This window comes from Insolitispirillum peregrinum (genome assembly GCF_900156605.1).
Taxonomy (GTDB): Bacteria; Pseudomonadota; Alphaproteobacteria; order Rhodospirillales; family Rhodospirillaceae; genus Insolitispirillum; species Insolitispirillum peregrinum.
In genome coordinates this window covers 56824-71010 of sequence record NZ_FTOA01000001.1, presented here as the reverse complement: position 1 = coordinate 71010, position 14187 = coordinate 56824, and the positions used below count along the sequence as shown (strand labels likewise).

The window sequence follows — 14187 nt, the reverse complement described above, 5'->3', positions numbered from 1 at the left end:
GCGCTGCTCCACACCCCAGACTCGTTCTGTTGAACGGGTTGTCAAAGGCGGGATGGATCAGCAGATCTGTCCCGCTTTTTTTTCGCGCACCGCGCCATACAACGCCGTCCCCCACAGGGCAAACCATGAAAGTGCCTGGACAGAGACATTCAACACCATCGGCCTACAGATAAACCTGAGATAGAATACAATGAATTTTATCCATTATTGATTTTAGTCATCAAAGGATACCATCATGATCACGGTTCCGCATAATTTCTCTGAAGGCTACAAACTTCTCCAGAAATGCCCGTCGGGATTGGCGCTACTCGCAAGACAAGAGCTGGCGAATGTTCAAGGCATAGCTGACGCAGGCCTGAATGCCTATGGCTCTGCCATTGATAAAGATACAATTCATTTACCGACGTTTACTCTTGCTGCTCCGCATCAGGCCTGCATTCTGATGCACGAACTTACTCATTGCCTCGATATGGCGTTCTGGGGAATCACCCGTTCAGAAGCAAAAAAAGCAATGATTGGGGCCACCGAGATTAATGCCCACTATAATCAAGGCCTTATCGCCAGAGAATTGGCATTCCTCGCCAAATCCGGTGCGATAGAAGAGGGTACAGCAACAGAAGTGGAGAAGATGAACGCCAATCAAAGTGTTTTTGGAAAAATGAAAGATATGCGATCAAGGGATAATGTCTATAGATACCTGCTCGGAACGGAGCAATATGGAGACTCAGTAAGAGAACTCTCTTCATGGAGCAATATATTATACACAATAACGCAAGACAACCAATGGACACTTCCAGGAATAAACTTTCACTGTGAATACCATTTGGACAAAAATACCAAAGAGCTTCGCGGTGAAGGCTACTGGTGACACCGTCTTTCAGTGAGGAGCGCCGACAGCCGCCTCCACCAGCCGTCAGCCCCATTCCTTCCTTGACTGCCTAATCGGTGAGGCTGACGGCCCAGCCAAAACCTCTTGTCATCACAAACATACAGATACTGCATCATCATCTGTTGCAATCAATTCTCATTAGCATTAACATTCCTCCCATCGAGAGGCCAGCCGCTCCCTTTGCTCCCCCGGGGAGACCGGCCCCTGCTCTCGGGCACCCGTCCCATGACACATACGAGGAAGCACAATGAGCATCACGGTTGTTTTCGGCTCGGATTCCGGCTGCACCAAGGCAATTGCCACCCGCATCGGCAAAAAGCTCAATGCAACGGTCCTCAACATCACCAAGGCCAAAACCGCAGACTTTGAAGACTGCTCGCTGCTGGTGCTGGGCTGTCCGACCTATGGCGTCGGTGACTTGCAGGCCGATTGGGAAGAGCGGTTGGGGGTTCTGGAAGAAGCCGATCTCAGCAACACGAAAGTCGCCATTTTCGGCACCGGCGATCAGGTCACTTATCCCGATTCGTTCATTGATGCGGTCGGCATCCTGTATGACACCGTGGTTGCCAAGGGCGCGACCGTGGTCGGCTTTACCGACACCAAGGGCTATGACTTCAGCGGCTCGCAGGCCCTGCGCGACGGCAAGTTCGTCGGGCTGGCGCTGGACGAAGACAATCAATCCTCGAAAACCGAAGGACGGATCACCGAATGGATCAAACAGTTGGTGTAAGCGCCGGATGTCTGGGCGTCCTGCCGCAGTACCTCTATGAATTCCACAAGGGGGTCCGCCACCTGTTCATGCTCACCCTCTGTCCGGGCGATGCCGCCCGGGCGCAGGCCCGGCTGGAACAGGACAGCATTCCCTGTTACCTGCACGCCGCCGGTACCAGCAAGACCAACCTGTTTTTTGGTCGCCCGGCCTGCATCGAAACCGTCCGCCGGATCGTCACCAAACCGCTGTGTTGTCTGACCCCCGAAGAGGATTTCATCCTTGGAACCCTGTTGGGCTATGACCGCGAACAGCAGTGCCTGCGTTTCCTCGCCATGCACCAGACTGGCAGGCCAGTGGCGATCCGTGCGGCGGCCCATTAACGTTGTGTGACGCTACAGGACACGACAGTCAGTGGAAGAGAACGGGCTACCGCCCGAACCCGTTTGGGTGCGATGCCCCCAAACCCCCATTTTTTCTTTCACTATCAAAAGAATGGGGTCAGGGGCCTCAAGGCCCCTGCGAGGTGTGGAGCAGCGCTCCACGATCTTTCTGCCAGCCATCTGCCAAGGCCGAAAAAAGACCCCTGCCAGCGTGGCTGGCAGGGGCACAAGGATGCGTGCAATCGTCCCGGATCACCGGTTCATGGCTAGACAAGGGCCATGTCCCGATGGCGGGTCTTTCCTTAGACAGTGACCGTATCGGCCACCGAACGGAAAGCTTCGATCTGGTCGAAGTTCATGTAGCGGTAAACGTCAGCAGCCTTGGCGTTGACGACCATCACCTGCTCCAGATACTCGGCCGGGGTGGGGATCTTGCCCATCAGGGCGCACACCGCCGCCAGCTCGGCCGACCCCAGATACACGCGGGTATCAATACCCAGACGGTTCGGGAAGTTACGGGTGGAGGTGGACATGGCGGTCGAGCCCTTGCGGATCTGCGCCTGGTTGCCCATGCACAAGCTACAGCCCGGCATTTCCATCCGCGCACCCGCCTTGCCGAGAACGCTGTAATAGCCTTCTTCGTTCAGGATGGCGGCGTCCATCTTGGTCGGCGGGGCAATCCACAGACGGGTCGGGATGTCGGACTTGCCGTCCAGCACCTTCCCGGCAGCGCGGAAGTGACCGATGTTGGTCATGCACGAGCCGATGAACACTTCGTCGATCTTGTCGCCAGCGACGTCGGACAGCAGCTTCACGTCGTCCGGGTCGTTCGGGCAGGCGACGATCGGTTCCTTGATGTCGGCCAGATCGATATCGATCACCGCGGCGTATTCGGCATCGGCATCGGGCTCCAGCAGCTGCGGATTGGCAATCCACGCTTCCATCGCCTTGATGCGACGGCCCAGAGTGCGGGCATCGGCATAGCCCTCGGCGATCATCCACTTCATCAGGGTGATGTTCGAGGTCATGTACTCGATGATCGGCTCTTTGCTCAGACGCACGGTGCACGCCGCCGCCGACCGTTCCGCCGAGGCGTCGGTCAGTTCGAAGGCCTGTTCGACCTTCAGGTCCGGCAGACCTTCGATTTCGAGAATACGGCCAGAGAAGATGTTCTTCTTGCCCTTCTTCTCGACGGTCAGCAGGCCCTGACGGATGGCGTACAGCGGAATGGCATTGACCAGATCGCGCAGGGTCACGCCCGGCTGCAGCTCGCCCTTGAAGCGGACCAGCACCGATTCCGGCATGTCGAGCGGCATCACGCCGGTCGCCGCCGCAAAGGCCACCAGACCCGAGCCAGCCGGGAAGGAAATGCCGATCGGGAAGCGGGTGTGCGAGTCACCGCCGGTGCCGACGGTATCGGGCATCAGCAGGCGGTTCAGCCACGAGTGGATCACCCCGTCGCCCGGACGCAGGGCAACGCCGCCACGGGTGGAGATGAAGGCCGGCAGTTCGCGGTGGGTCTTGACGTCGACCAGCTTGGGATAGGCGGCGGTATGGCAGAACGACTGCATCACCATGTCGGCCGAGAAGCCGAGGCAGGCCAGATCCTTCAGTTCGTCGCGGGTCATCGGACCAGTGGTGTCCTGCGACCCGACGGTGGTCATCTTGGGCTCGCAATAGGTGCCCGGACGGACGCCCAGACCTTCGGCGAGACCGCAAGCACGGCCAACCATCTTCTGCGCCAGGCTGAAACCCTTGCCGCTGTCTTCCGGCACGCCCGGCAGACGGAACAGGGTGCTCGGCGGCAGGCCCAGCGATTCACGGGCCTTGGTGGTCAGACCGCGACCAATGATCAGCGGAATGCGGCCACCGGCGCGCACTTCGTCAAAGATCACGTCGGACTTGACCTTGAATTCGGCGATCACCGCGCCGTTCTTCAGGGCCTTGCCTTCGTAGGGACGCAGCTCGACCACGTCGCCCATGTCCATCTGGTTGACGTCCAGCTCGATCGGCAGCGCACCGGCATCTTCCATGGTGTTGTAGAAGATCGGGGCGATCTTGGTACCGAGGCAGACGCCCCCGAACCGCTTGTTCGGGACGAACGGAATGTCTTCGCCAGTGAACCACAGCACCGAGTTGGTGGCGGACTTGCGCGACGAGCCGGTGCCGACCACGTCACCGACGTAGGCCACCAGATTGCCCTTGGCCCGCAGCTCTTCGAGGAAGCGGATCGGGCCGCGAACACCGGCGTCTTCCGGCTCGATGCCCGGACGCGGGTTCTTCAGCATCGCCAGCGCGTGCAGCGGGATGTCAGGACGGCTCCAGGCATCCGGGGCGGGCGACAGGTCGTCGGTGTTGGTTTCGCCGGTCACCTTGAAAATGGTGACGGTCAGCGATTCCGGCACTTCCGGGCGCGAGGTGAACCACTCGGCATCGGCCCACGACTGGATCACCGCCTTGGCGTTGGCGCTGCCCTTGTCGGCCAGTTCCTTGACGTCATGGAAGTAATCGAACATCAGCAGGGTCTTTTTCAGACCCTCGGCGGCGGCGGCACCGACTTCGGCGTCGTCGAGCAGCTCGATCAGCGGGTGGATGTTGAAACCGCCCAGCATGGTGCCGAGCAGTTCGGTGGCCTTGACCCGGCTGATCAGCGGCGAGCTTTCCAGCCCCTTGGCAACGGCGGCCAGGAAGCCGGCCTTCACCTTGGCGGCATCATCCACACCGGCGGGAACGCGGTGGGTCAGCAGATCAACCAGAGTTTCTTCCTCGCCCTTCGGCGGGTTCTCCAGCAGGGTGATCAGCTGTTCGGTTTGCTGGGCAGAGAGCGGCAGGGGTGGGATCCCGAGGGCGGCACGCTCGGCGGCATGCTGGCGATAGGCTTCAAGCACGGACATCCTCCGCAGGGCTGTATGTAAGAGGGCGTCCTGACACCGCGCACCGACATGCTCTGCCCAAGGCATCGCACAGCGATCACAGACGGTCAGGGTTGTCCCTGCTTACACCACAAAACACCGCTTTTGTCCAGTCCTTACTATCCGTTCGGGCAGGGAAGGCACCACCCGTTTTGCCTGTCAGGCTGTGGAAATGCAGGAATAAAGCCACTCCAAAGCACCGGCAGCAATCTGTTTCCGCGGTGCCGTTCCCGTCAGTGGATCATCCCCACCCGAACGGAATCATTATCAGGGGCGTGAAACACGCCAGGCTCGAATCGCGTCGGCCGCAATGGCCGCACATTCCCGACCGATCGCGCGCAGCGATGACCATGACCATGACAGCGGTGCCGCCACCCCACGCACACGGATCCCCCATCCCCGCCCGATGATCAGGAACACCAGCATCGCCCGTGGCAGGTGGGCCCAGTCGGTCAGCACATGGATTTTCCGCACCCCGCACCGGCGCGCCCACATCAGGCTGTAGAGGGCATTCTCGCGGGTTGTGCGCGAGACATCCTCCAGCACCATCATCTGTCCTGGCACCCCGGCTGCCACCAGCCATTCGGCCATCGCCTCCGCCTCGGCCATTTCCCCCGGATAGCCTTTCGGACGCCCACCCGACAGGACGATGGTCCCGATGGCCCCGGGACGCCCCCTGTCCCGCTGCCACAATAGAACCAGTCGCTGCAAACGTCGCACCAGAGCAGGACTGAGCGTCCCGTCGTCATGAATACGCGCGCCCAGGACAACAACCGTTTTCGCTAACGGAACGGCATTCATGTCATTGTTGCCAGGAAAGAGGTCTTCGTGGTGCATATGTCTCTCTTTCGGCTATGGCTTTTAAATGCTACGGTGCATCATCAGATCGCAAACCATGATAGACAACGGATGATTTTGCTTGCAGAATGCCTTTGCTTCACTGGGCTTTGCGGCCTTCCAGGGGATAATTTAGGGTAATTGAAGCCAAGAAATGGCCGTTGTCATCTCAGGGATAACGCTTTTCCGCGAGAAAAGCACCGTACATCGCTTCGGGTTCGGCGGACAACACGCCGACGATGACGCGGTGTTCCAGATTCGGTCGAACCGTGTCAGCATGCAACTCAAGGCTGACGGGTTTACCGAAAACCTCGTCGTGCGCGGACAAAACATCCCCAGTACCCTGCGTCTGACGTCGATGGTCCTGGAACGTTTTAACCAGAACCCGGCCATGTTCTCCAACCTTGGTACGGACACCACCGACTGGTCAGAGCTGTGGAAACAGCGCACCTCCAGCTATGAAAAGCAATTTCAGCGTGAATCCTGGGTTTCACTGCACTACGAAGGTGAAACTGTCTTTACCACCAACCCGTCAAACCAGATCGAAGAAATCGAGCGGATTGCCTTGGGCGGGGACGTGAACGACAGCACCATCCGTGAAGTCACCCAGCGCCTGCTGGGCGAAGACGCCGATGTCGTCACCCAGCACGACAGCCAGACCGCCGTGGTGTTCACGCCGTTCAAGGACTATCACCGCGCCGCCATTCTGGAACGTCGTGGTGGCCGTACCGGTTCGTTCGCCGTCTCGGCCCATCATCCGGTCAAGCCGAAGAAACCGGTCCGCTATTCCGGCTTCATCAATTTCTGCGCCGACACCATCGAAGCCCTGAACCTGAAGGTGTTCCTCGACCGCATCAAGCAGATGGTCGAAGAAAACCGCATCACCGGGCCGGTGGTGACTCCGGCGCAGGTGGCGGGCGCGATGGGACGCAAGCGCGACCTGATGCAGTTCATCGTGGCCTATGAACGGGCCAACAAGATCACCTACCGCCCGGAACGGCCAGAGTTTTTCTGATCACAACAGGTCGGGTACGGGCATCATTCCTTGTCTGCCAATGAACAAAGGATAGCCCATGCCCGTTACCGTTCCGCCCTCGGTCTATGCCCAGTCCTATCCCCTGTGGCCCCGTCAGGGCAGCCGCGATACCCTGTTGCAGGCCTTGGCCGTACAAGGGCAGCGGGTGGTTGATGTTGGCTGTGGCGACGGCAGGCTGGTGCGCTGGCTGGTCCATGAGGCCGGTGCCGCCAGCGGGATCGGGCTGGAATGTTCCCCCCGCCAACTGGCCAAGGCCCGCAGCCTGCCTGCCCTTGCCAACGTCACCATCATCGAGGGGGTGGCCCAGTCGATGCCGCTGCCCGACGCCAGCGCCGACGTGGTGATCTTTTTCAACAGCCTGCACCACGTCCCCCACGAGGTCATGCCGCAAGCATTGGCCGAAGTGGCGCGCGTTCTGGCCCCCGGTGGCATTCTGTACGTCAACGAGCCGATTGCCTACGGCCCGTTCTTTGACCTGTGCCGACTGGTGGATGATGAAACCACCGTCCGCGCCACCGCCCAGCAGGCCCTGACCACGCTGGCACCGCTGGGGCTGGAGGCGCTCAACGAATACCAGTACTGTCACACTGTCGTGATGGCCTCGTTTGAGGCATTCCGCGAGCGGCTGGTTTCGGCTAATGTCGAGCGTGAGGCGCTGTTCGACCAGCACGAAGCCGACCTTCGCACCGCCTTTGCGCAGACCGCGACAGCAACGGGTGAGTCCGTCAGCTTTGACCAACCCTCCATCGCCCTGACCTTCCGCAAGACCGGGTGAGCGAGCCATCGCATCAAGCAAGGATTTTTCCCCGATGGGGGCACTGAAGACAGGACTGATAACGGTGATGGTAATGGTGGCCCTGCTGGCCACCACCCTGACCCATGTCCTGCCCGCCCCTGCTCAGGCTCTGGCTCAGGCTGCCGCCGCGATGGCAATGGAGGGTGAAGACCTGTCGGCCTCGGCCCTGCCGCCCTGCCACGACTGGCCAGCAGACCCGGCCCGGTCGGACAAACCCCATCCTCCGGTCGGCATGACCGCTGCCGCCCCCTGCTGTAGCGTTGCCTCGCCTCTGCCCCACACCCTCGGCGGGCCACCGCAGCACACGGTTGCCACCACCCCCTTGCTGCCTCAGGCGCAAGAGCGGTTGCAGGGCCAGACCATCACCCCGCAGGAACGCCCTCCCCGCCTGCTGCTGTGATTCCTTCCGGACTCATCAGCAACCGGGCTCCCTTCGGAGTCCCCTGAGATCAGGCATTCATCATGCGCTTTTCTTTTTCCGGCACCGCTGCGGTGCTGGCCCTAAGCTGCGTCGGCTGGGCACTGCCCACCATCGCCAGCGCCGGGCAATATTCGATCGTGATCGGTGAAACCGAAACCTCGGTGACCGGCGCGCCGCAAAAGACCATGACCCTCAACGGCCAAAGCCCCGGCCCGACCCTGCGCCTGAAAGAAGGCGAGATGGCGGAAATCGCCGTCACCAACACCCTGAAAGAAGACAGCTCCATCCACTGGCACGGCCTGATCCTGCCCTATCAGCAAGACGGCGTTCCGGGCTTTTCGTTCCAGGGCATCAAGCCGGGCGAGACGGTGACTTACCGCTTCCCGGTGGTGCAAAGCGGCACCTATTGGTACCACAGCCATTCCGGCTTGCAGGAACAGGCCGGGATGCTGGCCCCGATCGTCATCGAGCCGAAAGACCCCGACCCGATCAAGGCCGACCGTGAAGCGGTGGTGATGCTGTCGGACTTCCACCCCGACGCCCCGAACGACATCCTCGCCAACCTGAAAAAAGACAGCGGCTATTACAACACTGCCGCCCGCCGGACGGCTGGCACGCTGATCGACGATGCCGGGAAAAACGGGCTGGCCGCCACGGTGCAGGACCGGCTGGAGTGGGGCGCCATGCGGATGGCTCCGAGCGATATTTCAGACATCAGCGGCTATACCTTCCTGATCAACGGCCAGCCTCCGGGGCAACCGTGGCGGTCGCTGTTCAAGCCGGGTGAAACGGTGCGGCTGCGCTTTATCAACGGCGCGGCAATGACCTATTTCGATGTTCGCATTCCCGGCCTGAAACTGACGGTGGTCGCCGCCGACGGCAACCCGGTCAAGCCGGTGGCGGTCGATGAATTCCGCATGGCCGTTGGTGAAACCTATGACGTGCTGGTGACGCCAACCGAAGACCAGCCCTATACCATCTTTGCCGAGCCGCTGGACCGCAGCGGCTATGCCCGTGGCACCCTGACCCCGCGCGACGGCGAAGACGGCCCGGTGCCGCCCGTGCGTCCGCGTCCCCTGCTGACCATGACCGACATGGGGATGGACCATGGCAGCATGGATCATGGCTCGGGCGAGATGCCGGGCATGGACCATAGCGCCATGGGTCACGACATGAAAGACATGGCGGGCATGGATCACAGCGCCATGGGCCACGACATGAAGGACATGGCCGGGATGGACCACAGCGCCATGGGCCACGACATGAAGGGCATGGCGGGCATGGACCACAGCGCCATGGGCCACGACATGAAGGGCATGGCGGGCATGGACCACAGCGCCATGGGTCACGACATGAAAGACATGGCGGGCATGGACCACAGCGCCATGGGTCACGACATGAAAGACATGGCGGGCATGGACCACAGCGCCATGCAACAGCCATCCTCGCCACCGCCTGCCGCCCCCGGCACCGTCAGCGCCGATTTCAAAGCCTCCAGCGGGCTGGTCCCCAGCGCCGCCAATGGGGGCCGCATGTTGCAGTACGCCGACCTGTTGCCCCTCACCCCCCGCCCGCAGACCGCCCCCGACCGGGCGATGACCTTCCGGCTGGGCGGCAACATGGAGCGTTACTTCTGGACCATCGACGGAGAAAAGTTCTCCACCGCCGCCCCCATCCGCATGACCCAGGGCGAACGCATCAGGGTCACGCTGGTCAACGAAACGATGATGAACCACCCGATCCACCTGCACGGCATGTGGTTTCAGGTGGTACGCAGCGACGGACAGGATGGCCCGCTGAAGCATGTGCTGAACGTCCCGCCCGGCCAGTCGGTGACGCTGGACATTCTGGCCGACGCCCTCGGGCAATGGCCGTTCCACTGCCATTTCATGTATCACATGGCCACCGGCATGATGCGCCGGGTGATTGTCGATCCCCCCGCCAGCAGTGGCCAGCCCGCTACCCCCGATCCGGTGGCCTTCCCCGGCGACCACAACAGCCACAGCCAGCACAGCGGAGGCTCCCATGGTTAACCTTTTCCCCCGCAGCCTTGCTGTGGCAGCCTTACTGAGTGCCGCCCCGCTGACGGCACAGGCAGGCGACGGCCACGACCACGACGGCCTGTTCGCCAAAGCCGCGCTCGACCGGCTGGAATGGACCAGCAGCAAGGGTGTTGCCGCCCTGCACTGGGAAGGCAAGGCCTCGCTGGGCGGCGACGAGGACAAGGCGGTGCTGCTCAGCCGGGGCACGATGGCCGAAGACGGTGACTTTGACAGCGCCGAGGTACAAGTTCTGTGGAGCCACGCCATCAGCGACTTCTTTGATGTTCGCACCGGCGTGCGCGGCGATCTGGCCCCCGACCCGGAACGCACCGCGTGGGTGTTCGGAATCAGTGGGCTGGCGCCGTACTGGATCGAAACCAGCGCCTCGCTGTTCGTCGGTACCCGTGGCGATGTTGGTGTGCGGCTGGAGGCCGATACCGACCTTGCCCTGACCACCCGGCTGATTTTACAGCCATCGCTGGAGCTGAACGCCACCAGCAAGGACGACCGCCAGCGCGAAAGCTATGGCGGCCTGACCAGCCTCGAAGGTGGCCTGCGGCTGCGCTATGAGGTCACGCCCACCGTTGCCCCCTATGTCGGGGTCAGTTGGGAACGGGCGCTGGGGGAAACCAATGGCCGGGGCGACAGCCATCGCCATGACGACGAAACCACCAGCCTGCTGGTCGGACTGAAGCTGATGTTTTAAACGTCAGTATGAAGCAGGATCGTGGAGCGCTGCTCCACACCTCGCCGGGGCCTTGAGGCCCCGGACCCCATTGATTTGATACTCAAGGGGGGTTCGGGGGCATCGCTCCCGAACGGGTCTGGGCGGTAGCCCACTCTGCTTCCCTTACTGTCATGTACTGCACAGCCCGCTAGATTAAGGCTGCTGTTTTTCATCAGACCATGCTAGTGTGCCATTGCGGAGTCCCACCCTGACCGGTGTGCGGCTCCGCATTTCCATTCTCGCCCTGCGGTCCCGGTCAGGATCGGCAACAGTCCCGACAGGGCGAGCGGTCAGTATCCACGAGATCAAGCCCCTGTCCCCATGAGCAACAGCACTTTGACTTCCTCTTCCTCGCGCGCCGGTTCGCCGCGTGTCGGTATCGTCAGCCTCGGCTGCCCCAAGGCGCTGGTGGATTCCGAGCGCATCCTCACCCGCCTGCGGGCCGAAGGATACGAGATTTCGGCGACCTATGACGGTGCCGATGCGGTGATCGTCAACACCTGCGGCTTTCTTGATTCCGCCAAGGCCGAAAGCCTGGAAGCGATCGGCGAGGCGCTGGCCGAAAACGGCAAGGTGATCGTCACCGGCTGCATGGGGGCCGACGAAAAGTCGATCCGCGAAGTCCATCCCGGCGTGCTGTCGGTCACTGGCCCGCACCAGTACGAAGCGGTGGTCGAAGCGGTCCACGCGGTGGTGCCGCCGCAGGCCAACCCGTTCGTCGATCTGGTGCCGCCCGAAGGCATCAAGCTGACCCCGCGCCATTACTCGTACCTCAAGATTTCCGAGGGCTGCAACCACTCGTGCTCGTTCTGCATCATCCCGTCGCTGCGGGGCCGTCTGGTCAGCCGTCCGGTAAACAAGGTGCTGGCCGAAGCCGAACGGCTGGTCAACGCCGGTGTGAAGGAATTGCTGGTGGTGTCGCAGGACACCGGGGCCTATGGCGTCGATCTGGGCTATGAATCCTACGACTGGCGCGGCCGTCCGGTGAAAACCCGCATGACCGAAATGGCCGAGGCACTGGGCGATCTGGGGGTGTGGGTGCGCATGCACTACGTCTACCCCTATCCGCACGTTGACGAGCTGATCCCGTTGATGGCACAGGGCAAAATCCTGCCGTACCTCGACATTCCGTTCCAGCACGCCAGCACGCCGGTGCTGCGCGCCATGAAACGCCCGGCCAGCCAGGACAAGGTGCTGGAGCGCATCAAGCGCTGGCGCGACATCTGCCCCGACCTGACCATTCGCTCGACCTTCATCGTCGGCTTCCCCGGCGAAACCGAAGAAGACTTTGAGACCCTGCTCGACTTCCTCGACGAAGCCCAGCTCGACCGCGTCGGCTGCTTCAAGTACGAAGCCGTTGACGGTGCCCCGGCCAACGCGCTGGCCAACCCGGTCGATGAAGACGACAAGGAAGAGCGCTATCACCGCCTGATGGAGCTTCAACGCCAGATCAGCGAAGAGCGGATGGCGGCCAAGGTCGGCAAGGTGATGGATGTGCTGATCGACGACGTGGACGACGAAGGCGCCGTTGGCCGCTCGCCCGCCGATGCGCCGGAAATCGACGGCAACGTTTACCTGAACGGCGAAACCGAACTGAAGGTCGGTGATATCGTGCGGGTCGAAATCGACCATGCCGACGAATACGACCTGTGGGCCAGCAAGGTCACGGAATAAGGCGAGAAAGGGCGTGTGGAGCACTGCTCCGCACGCCCCGTTGCCTTCAGGGGCCGTGGAACTCTACTCCATCGACCGGATGAAATCTCCGAACTGACTTTCCGGGTCAACATCAGGGAAGAGTGAAAACAATCTGCCAATCCATGTGTATTCTCCCCGTGCCTCACCCTCAACACCAAATCCGAACCACTCTATGTAGTCCTCATTATCGTAGAACCTCCTTTTTTTGCTATACTTCATAAAGTCATCACTACTTTTGTAAGCACACACCTTATCGGCAGGGCAGTACTTCCAAATAAGTTCATCCAGTCGGTTCCCATACTCATACGTTGTACAGTCCGTCATCGGGGGTGCAGGCAAGCCGACCGAGCGCTTCATCTCGGCGGTAACAACACAGGCGGCCACAGCCTGATACATATGGTACGGCAGATTATCATCAAAGAAGCGATAGTAATTCTTTACGTAAAACCTCCCATTGATTTTCCTGAAAACAGAATTGCTCCAGCTTCCCTGCGGAAAGTCATAGAATCTGTTCATTTCGCTCTGGTAAGCCTGCTCAAAATCCGTTCGCCATGGCGGAGGCAGGTACAAAATCACCCAGTCCCCTCCATACCACACGGTTGGTAAAAGCTCGGAAAAGGTGTGGCGAATGTACCAGTTGTACCATCCCAGAAACGTCAGGCAGCACACGGCAACGGCAAGGCTGGTCGTTTTCAGCGTTATCCATTTCATGGTTCGATCAATCCCATCCATCGCTGCGACACACCCAAGGATGAGACCAGCGGGCCTGCGTCAAATCACGCGACACAAAGGAAACAAGGATGTGGGGCGCTGCTCCACACCTCGCTGGGGCCTTTATAGCAGTGAGTGCAACAGTGCCCTACTCCATCGACCGGATGAAGTCTCCAAACGGGCTTTCCGGGTCCACATCAGGGAAGAGTGAAAACAGTCTGCCAACCCATGTGTATTTTCCACTATATTCATCCTCAACACCAAACCAAAACCACCTTACATAGTCTTCATTATCGTAAAATTTTATACTTCTTCTATACATCCAAAAATCATCATTCGTCTTGTATACACATAGCCTATCCGCAGGACAATATTTTGTAACCAGTTCATCCAGAAGATCGCCATAATCATACTGTATACAGACATCCACCGGGGGCGCAGGCAAACCGACCGAACGATTCACTTCGGCAGCAACGACACACGCTGCGGCAGCCTGATAGATTTGGTACTGCTGATTATTGCCGAAGAAGTGATAGTAATTCCTTGCGTAAATTTTCCCATTGATCTTCACGAAGGTAGGATCGGGCCCACTTCTCTGCATCACATCATAGAATCTGCTCACTTCACTCTGGAAAGCCTGCTCAAAATCCGCCCTCCATGGCGGAGGCAGATAATCTCCCCCATACCATCCCGTCGGCAGAATCTCGGAAAAGGTGTGGCGGATGTACCAGTTGTACCATCCCAGAAACGTCAGGCAGCACACGACAACGGCAAGACTGACCGTTTTCAGCGTTATCCATTTCATGGTTCGATCAATCCCATCCATCGCCATCCACCGATCATGGTGCTTCACTCACCGTTACCCGGCAAGGGACCGCGCCGCAATCCGTCGGTTTTCCGAACACGCGCCAAAAGGGACCATCCGGCTTTCCGAACGCTCCCCCGAAACAGTTTCAAAAACCACCATCATATCAAATCACTAACAAACATTGCGCCACGCAGATAGCTGGCATGCCTGTTGCTCTTAGC

13 protein-coding genes are annotated in these 14187 nt (G+C 60.1%); 9 read left to right on the top strand and 4 right to left on the bottom strand.

Annotated elements, in window-relative coordinates:
* Positions 1 to 235: 235 nt before the first annotated feature.
* The 3 genes from BW995_RS00290 to BW995_RS00280 all read left to right on the top strand — a co-directional run bounded on the left by BW995_RS00290 (position 236) and on the right by BW995_RS00280 (position 1981).
* Positions 236 to 868: a hypothetical protein gene (locus tag BW995_RS00290; protein WP_076397947.1), complete on the top strand. Its 633-nt coding sequence runs from the start codon at positions 236 to 238 to the stop codon at positions 866 to 868.
* Between the two features lie 268 nt (positions 869 to 1136).
* A complete protein-coding gene (gene fldA / locus BW995_RS00285; RefSeq protein ID WP_076397945.1) occupies positions 1137 to 1619 on the top strand; it encodes a flavodoxin FldA in 483 nt (160 codons plus the stop codon).
* The gene (locus BW995_RS00280) at positions 1598 to 1981 is read left to right on the top strand and encodes a DUF2023 family protein (RefSeq protein ID WP_076397943.1); all 384 of its coding nucleotides are present in this window, start codon (positions 1598 to 1600) and stop codon (positions 1979 to 1981) included. The genes fldA and BW995_RS00280 overlap by 22 nt, the downstream gene beginning before the upstream one ends.
* A 302-nt stretch (positions 1982 to 2283) precedes the next feature.
* Here the strand turns inward: BW995_RS00280 and acnB are convergent, their stop codons facing one another.
* Together acnB and BW995_RS00270 are read right to left on the bottom strand one after the other, a co-directional pair.
* Entirely contained in the window at positions 2284 to 4869 is a 2586-nt protein-coding gene (acnB, locus tag BW995_RS00275; protein ID WP_076398852.1) for a bifunctional aconitate hydratase 2/2-methylisocitrate dehydratase, read from the bottom strand.
* Positions 4870 to 5160: 291 nt separating this feature from the next.
* Positions 5161 to 5730 (bottom strand): YdcF family protein, encoded by a 570-nt coding sequence (locus BW995_RS00270; protein ID WP_076397942.1) that lies wholly within the window; start codon positions 5728 to 5730, stop codon positions 5161 to 5163.
* 154 nt (positions 5731 to 5884) lie between these two features.
* Here BW995_RS00270 and BW995_RS00265 point away from each other — a divergent pair, with 154 nt between their 5' ends.
* The 6 genes from BW995_RS00265 to rimO all read left to right on the top strand — a co-directional run bounded on the left by BW995_RS00265 (position 5885) and on the right by rimO (position 12426).
* Entirely contained in the window at positions 5885 to 6745 is an 861-nt protein-coding gene (locus tag BW995_RS00265; protein WP_076397940.1) for a hypothetical protein, read from the top strand.
* 58 nt (positions 6746 to 6803) lie between these two features.
* On the top strand, positions 6804 to 7541 hold the full coding sequence (locus tag BW995_RS00260) for a class I SAM-dependent methyltransferase (RefSeq protein ID WP_076397938.1): 738 nt from the start codon (positions 6804 to 6806) through the stop codon (positions 7539 to 7541).
* Between the two features lie 34 nt (positions 7542 to 7575).
* Positions 7576 to 7962, top strand: a complete 387-nt coding sequence (locus BW995_RS00255; protein ID WP_076397937.1) for a hypothetical protein — start codon at positions 7576 to 7578, stop codon at positions 7960 to 7962.
* A 62-nt stretch (positions 7963 to 8024) separates the two neighbouring features.
* A complete protein-coding gene (locus BW995_RS21205) occupies positions 8025 to 10016 on the top strand; it encodes a copper resistance system multicopper oxidase (protein ID WP_076397935.1) in 1992 nt (663 codons plus the stop codon).
* Positions 10009 to 10731 (top strand): copper resistance protein B, encoded by a 723-nt coding sequence (locus BW995_RS00245; protein ID WP_076397933.1) that lies wholly within the window; start codon positions 10009 to 10011, stop codon positions 10729 to 10731. The genes BW995_RS21205 and BW995_RS00245 overlap by 8 nt, the downstream gene beginning before the upstream one ends.
* A 342-nt stretch (positions 10732 to 11073) precedes the next feature.
* On the top strand, positions 11074 to 12426 hold the full coding sequence (gene rimO / locus BW995_RS00240) for a 30S ribosomal protein S12 methylthiotransferase RimO (protein WP_076397931.1): 1353 nt from the start codon (positions 11074 to 11076) through the stop codon (positions 12424 to 12426).
* A gap of 63 nt (positions 12427 to 12489) precedes the next feature.
* Here the strand turns inward: rimO and BW995_RS00235 are convergent, their stop codons facing one another.
* Positions 12490 to 13179: a hypothetical protein gene (locus tag BW995_RS00235; RefSeq protein WP_139332699.1), complete on the bottom strand. Its 690-nt coding sequence runs from the start codon at positions 13177 to 13179 to the stop codon at positions 12490 to 12492.
* Positions 13180 to 13306: 127 nt separating this feature from the next.
* Positions 13307 to 14011, bottom strand: a complete 705-nt coding sequence (locus BW995_RS00230) for a hypothetical protein (protein ID WP_139332698.1) — start codon at positions 14009 to 14011, stop codon at positions 13307 to 13309.
* Between the last annotated feature and the right edge of the window lie 176 nt (positions 14012 to 14187).

Coding starts and splice junctions, on each gene's coding strand:
- BW995_RS00290 (WP_076397947.1), top strand. CDS start 236: ATGATCACGGTTCCGCATAATTTCTCTGAAGGCTACAAACTTCTCCAG.
- fldA (WP_076397945.1), top strand. CDS start 1,137: ATGAGCATCACGGTTGTTTTCGGCTCGGATTCCGGCTGCACCAAGGCA.
- BW995_RS00280 (WP_076397943.1), top strand. CDS start 1,598: ATGGATCAAACAGTTGGTGTAAGCGCCGGATGTCTGGGCGTCCTGCCG.
- BW995_RS00270 (WP_076397942.1), bottom strand. CDS start 5,730: ATGCACCACGAAGACCTCTTTCCTGGCAACAATGACATGAATGCCGTT.
- BW995_RS00265 (WP_076397940.1), top strand. CDS start 5,885: ATGGCCGTTGTCATCTCAGGGATAACGCTTTTCCGCGAGAAAAGCACC.
- BW995_RS00260 (WP_076397938.1), top strand. CDS start 6,804: ATGCCCGTTACCGTTCCGCCCTCGGTCTATGCCCAGTCCTATCCCCTG.
- BW995_RS00255 (WP_076397937.1), top strand. CDS start 7,576: ATGGGGGCACTGAAGACAGGACTGATAACGGTGATGGTAATGGTGGCC.
- BW995_RS21205 (WP_076397935.1), top strand. CDS start 8,025: ATGCGCTTTTCTTTTTCCGGCACCGCTGCGGTGCTGGCCCTAAGCTGC.
- BW995_RS00245 (WP_076397933.1), top strand. CDS start 10,009: ATGGTTAACCTTTTCCCCCGCAGCCTTGCTGTGGCAGCCTTACTGAGT.
- rimO (WP_076397931.1), top strand. CDS start 11,074: ATGAGCAACAGCACTTTGACTTCCTCTTCCTCGCGCGCCGGTTCGCCG.
- BW995_RS00235 (WP_139332699.1), bottom strand. CDS start 13,179: ATGGATGGGATTGATCGAACCATGAAATGGATAACGCTGAAAACGACC.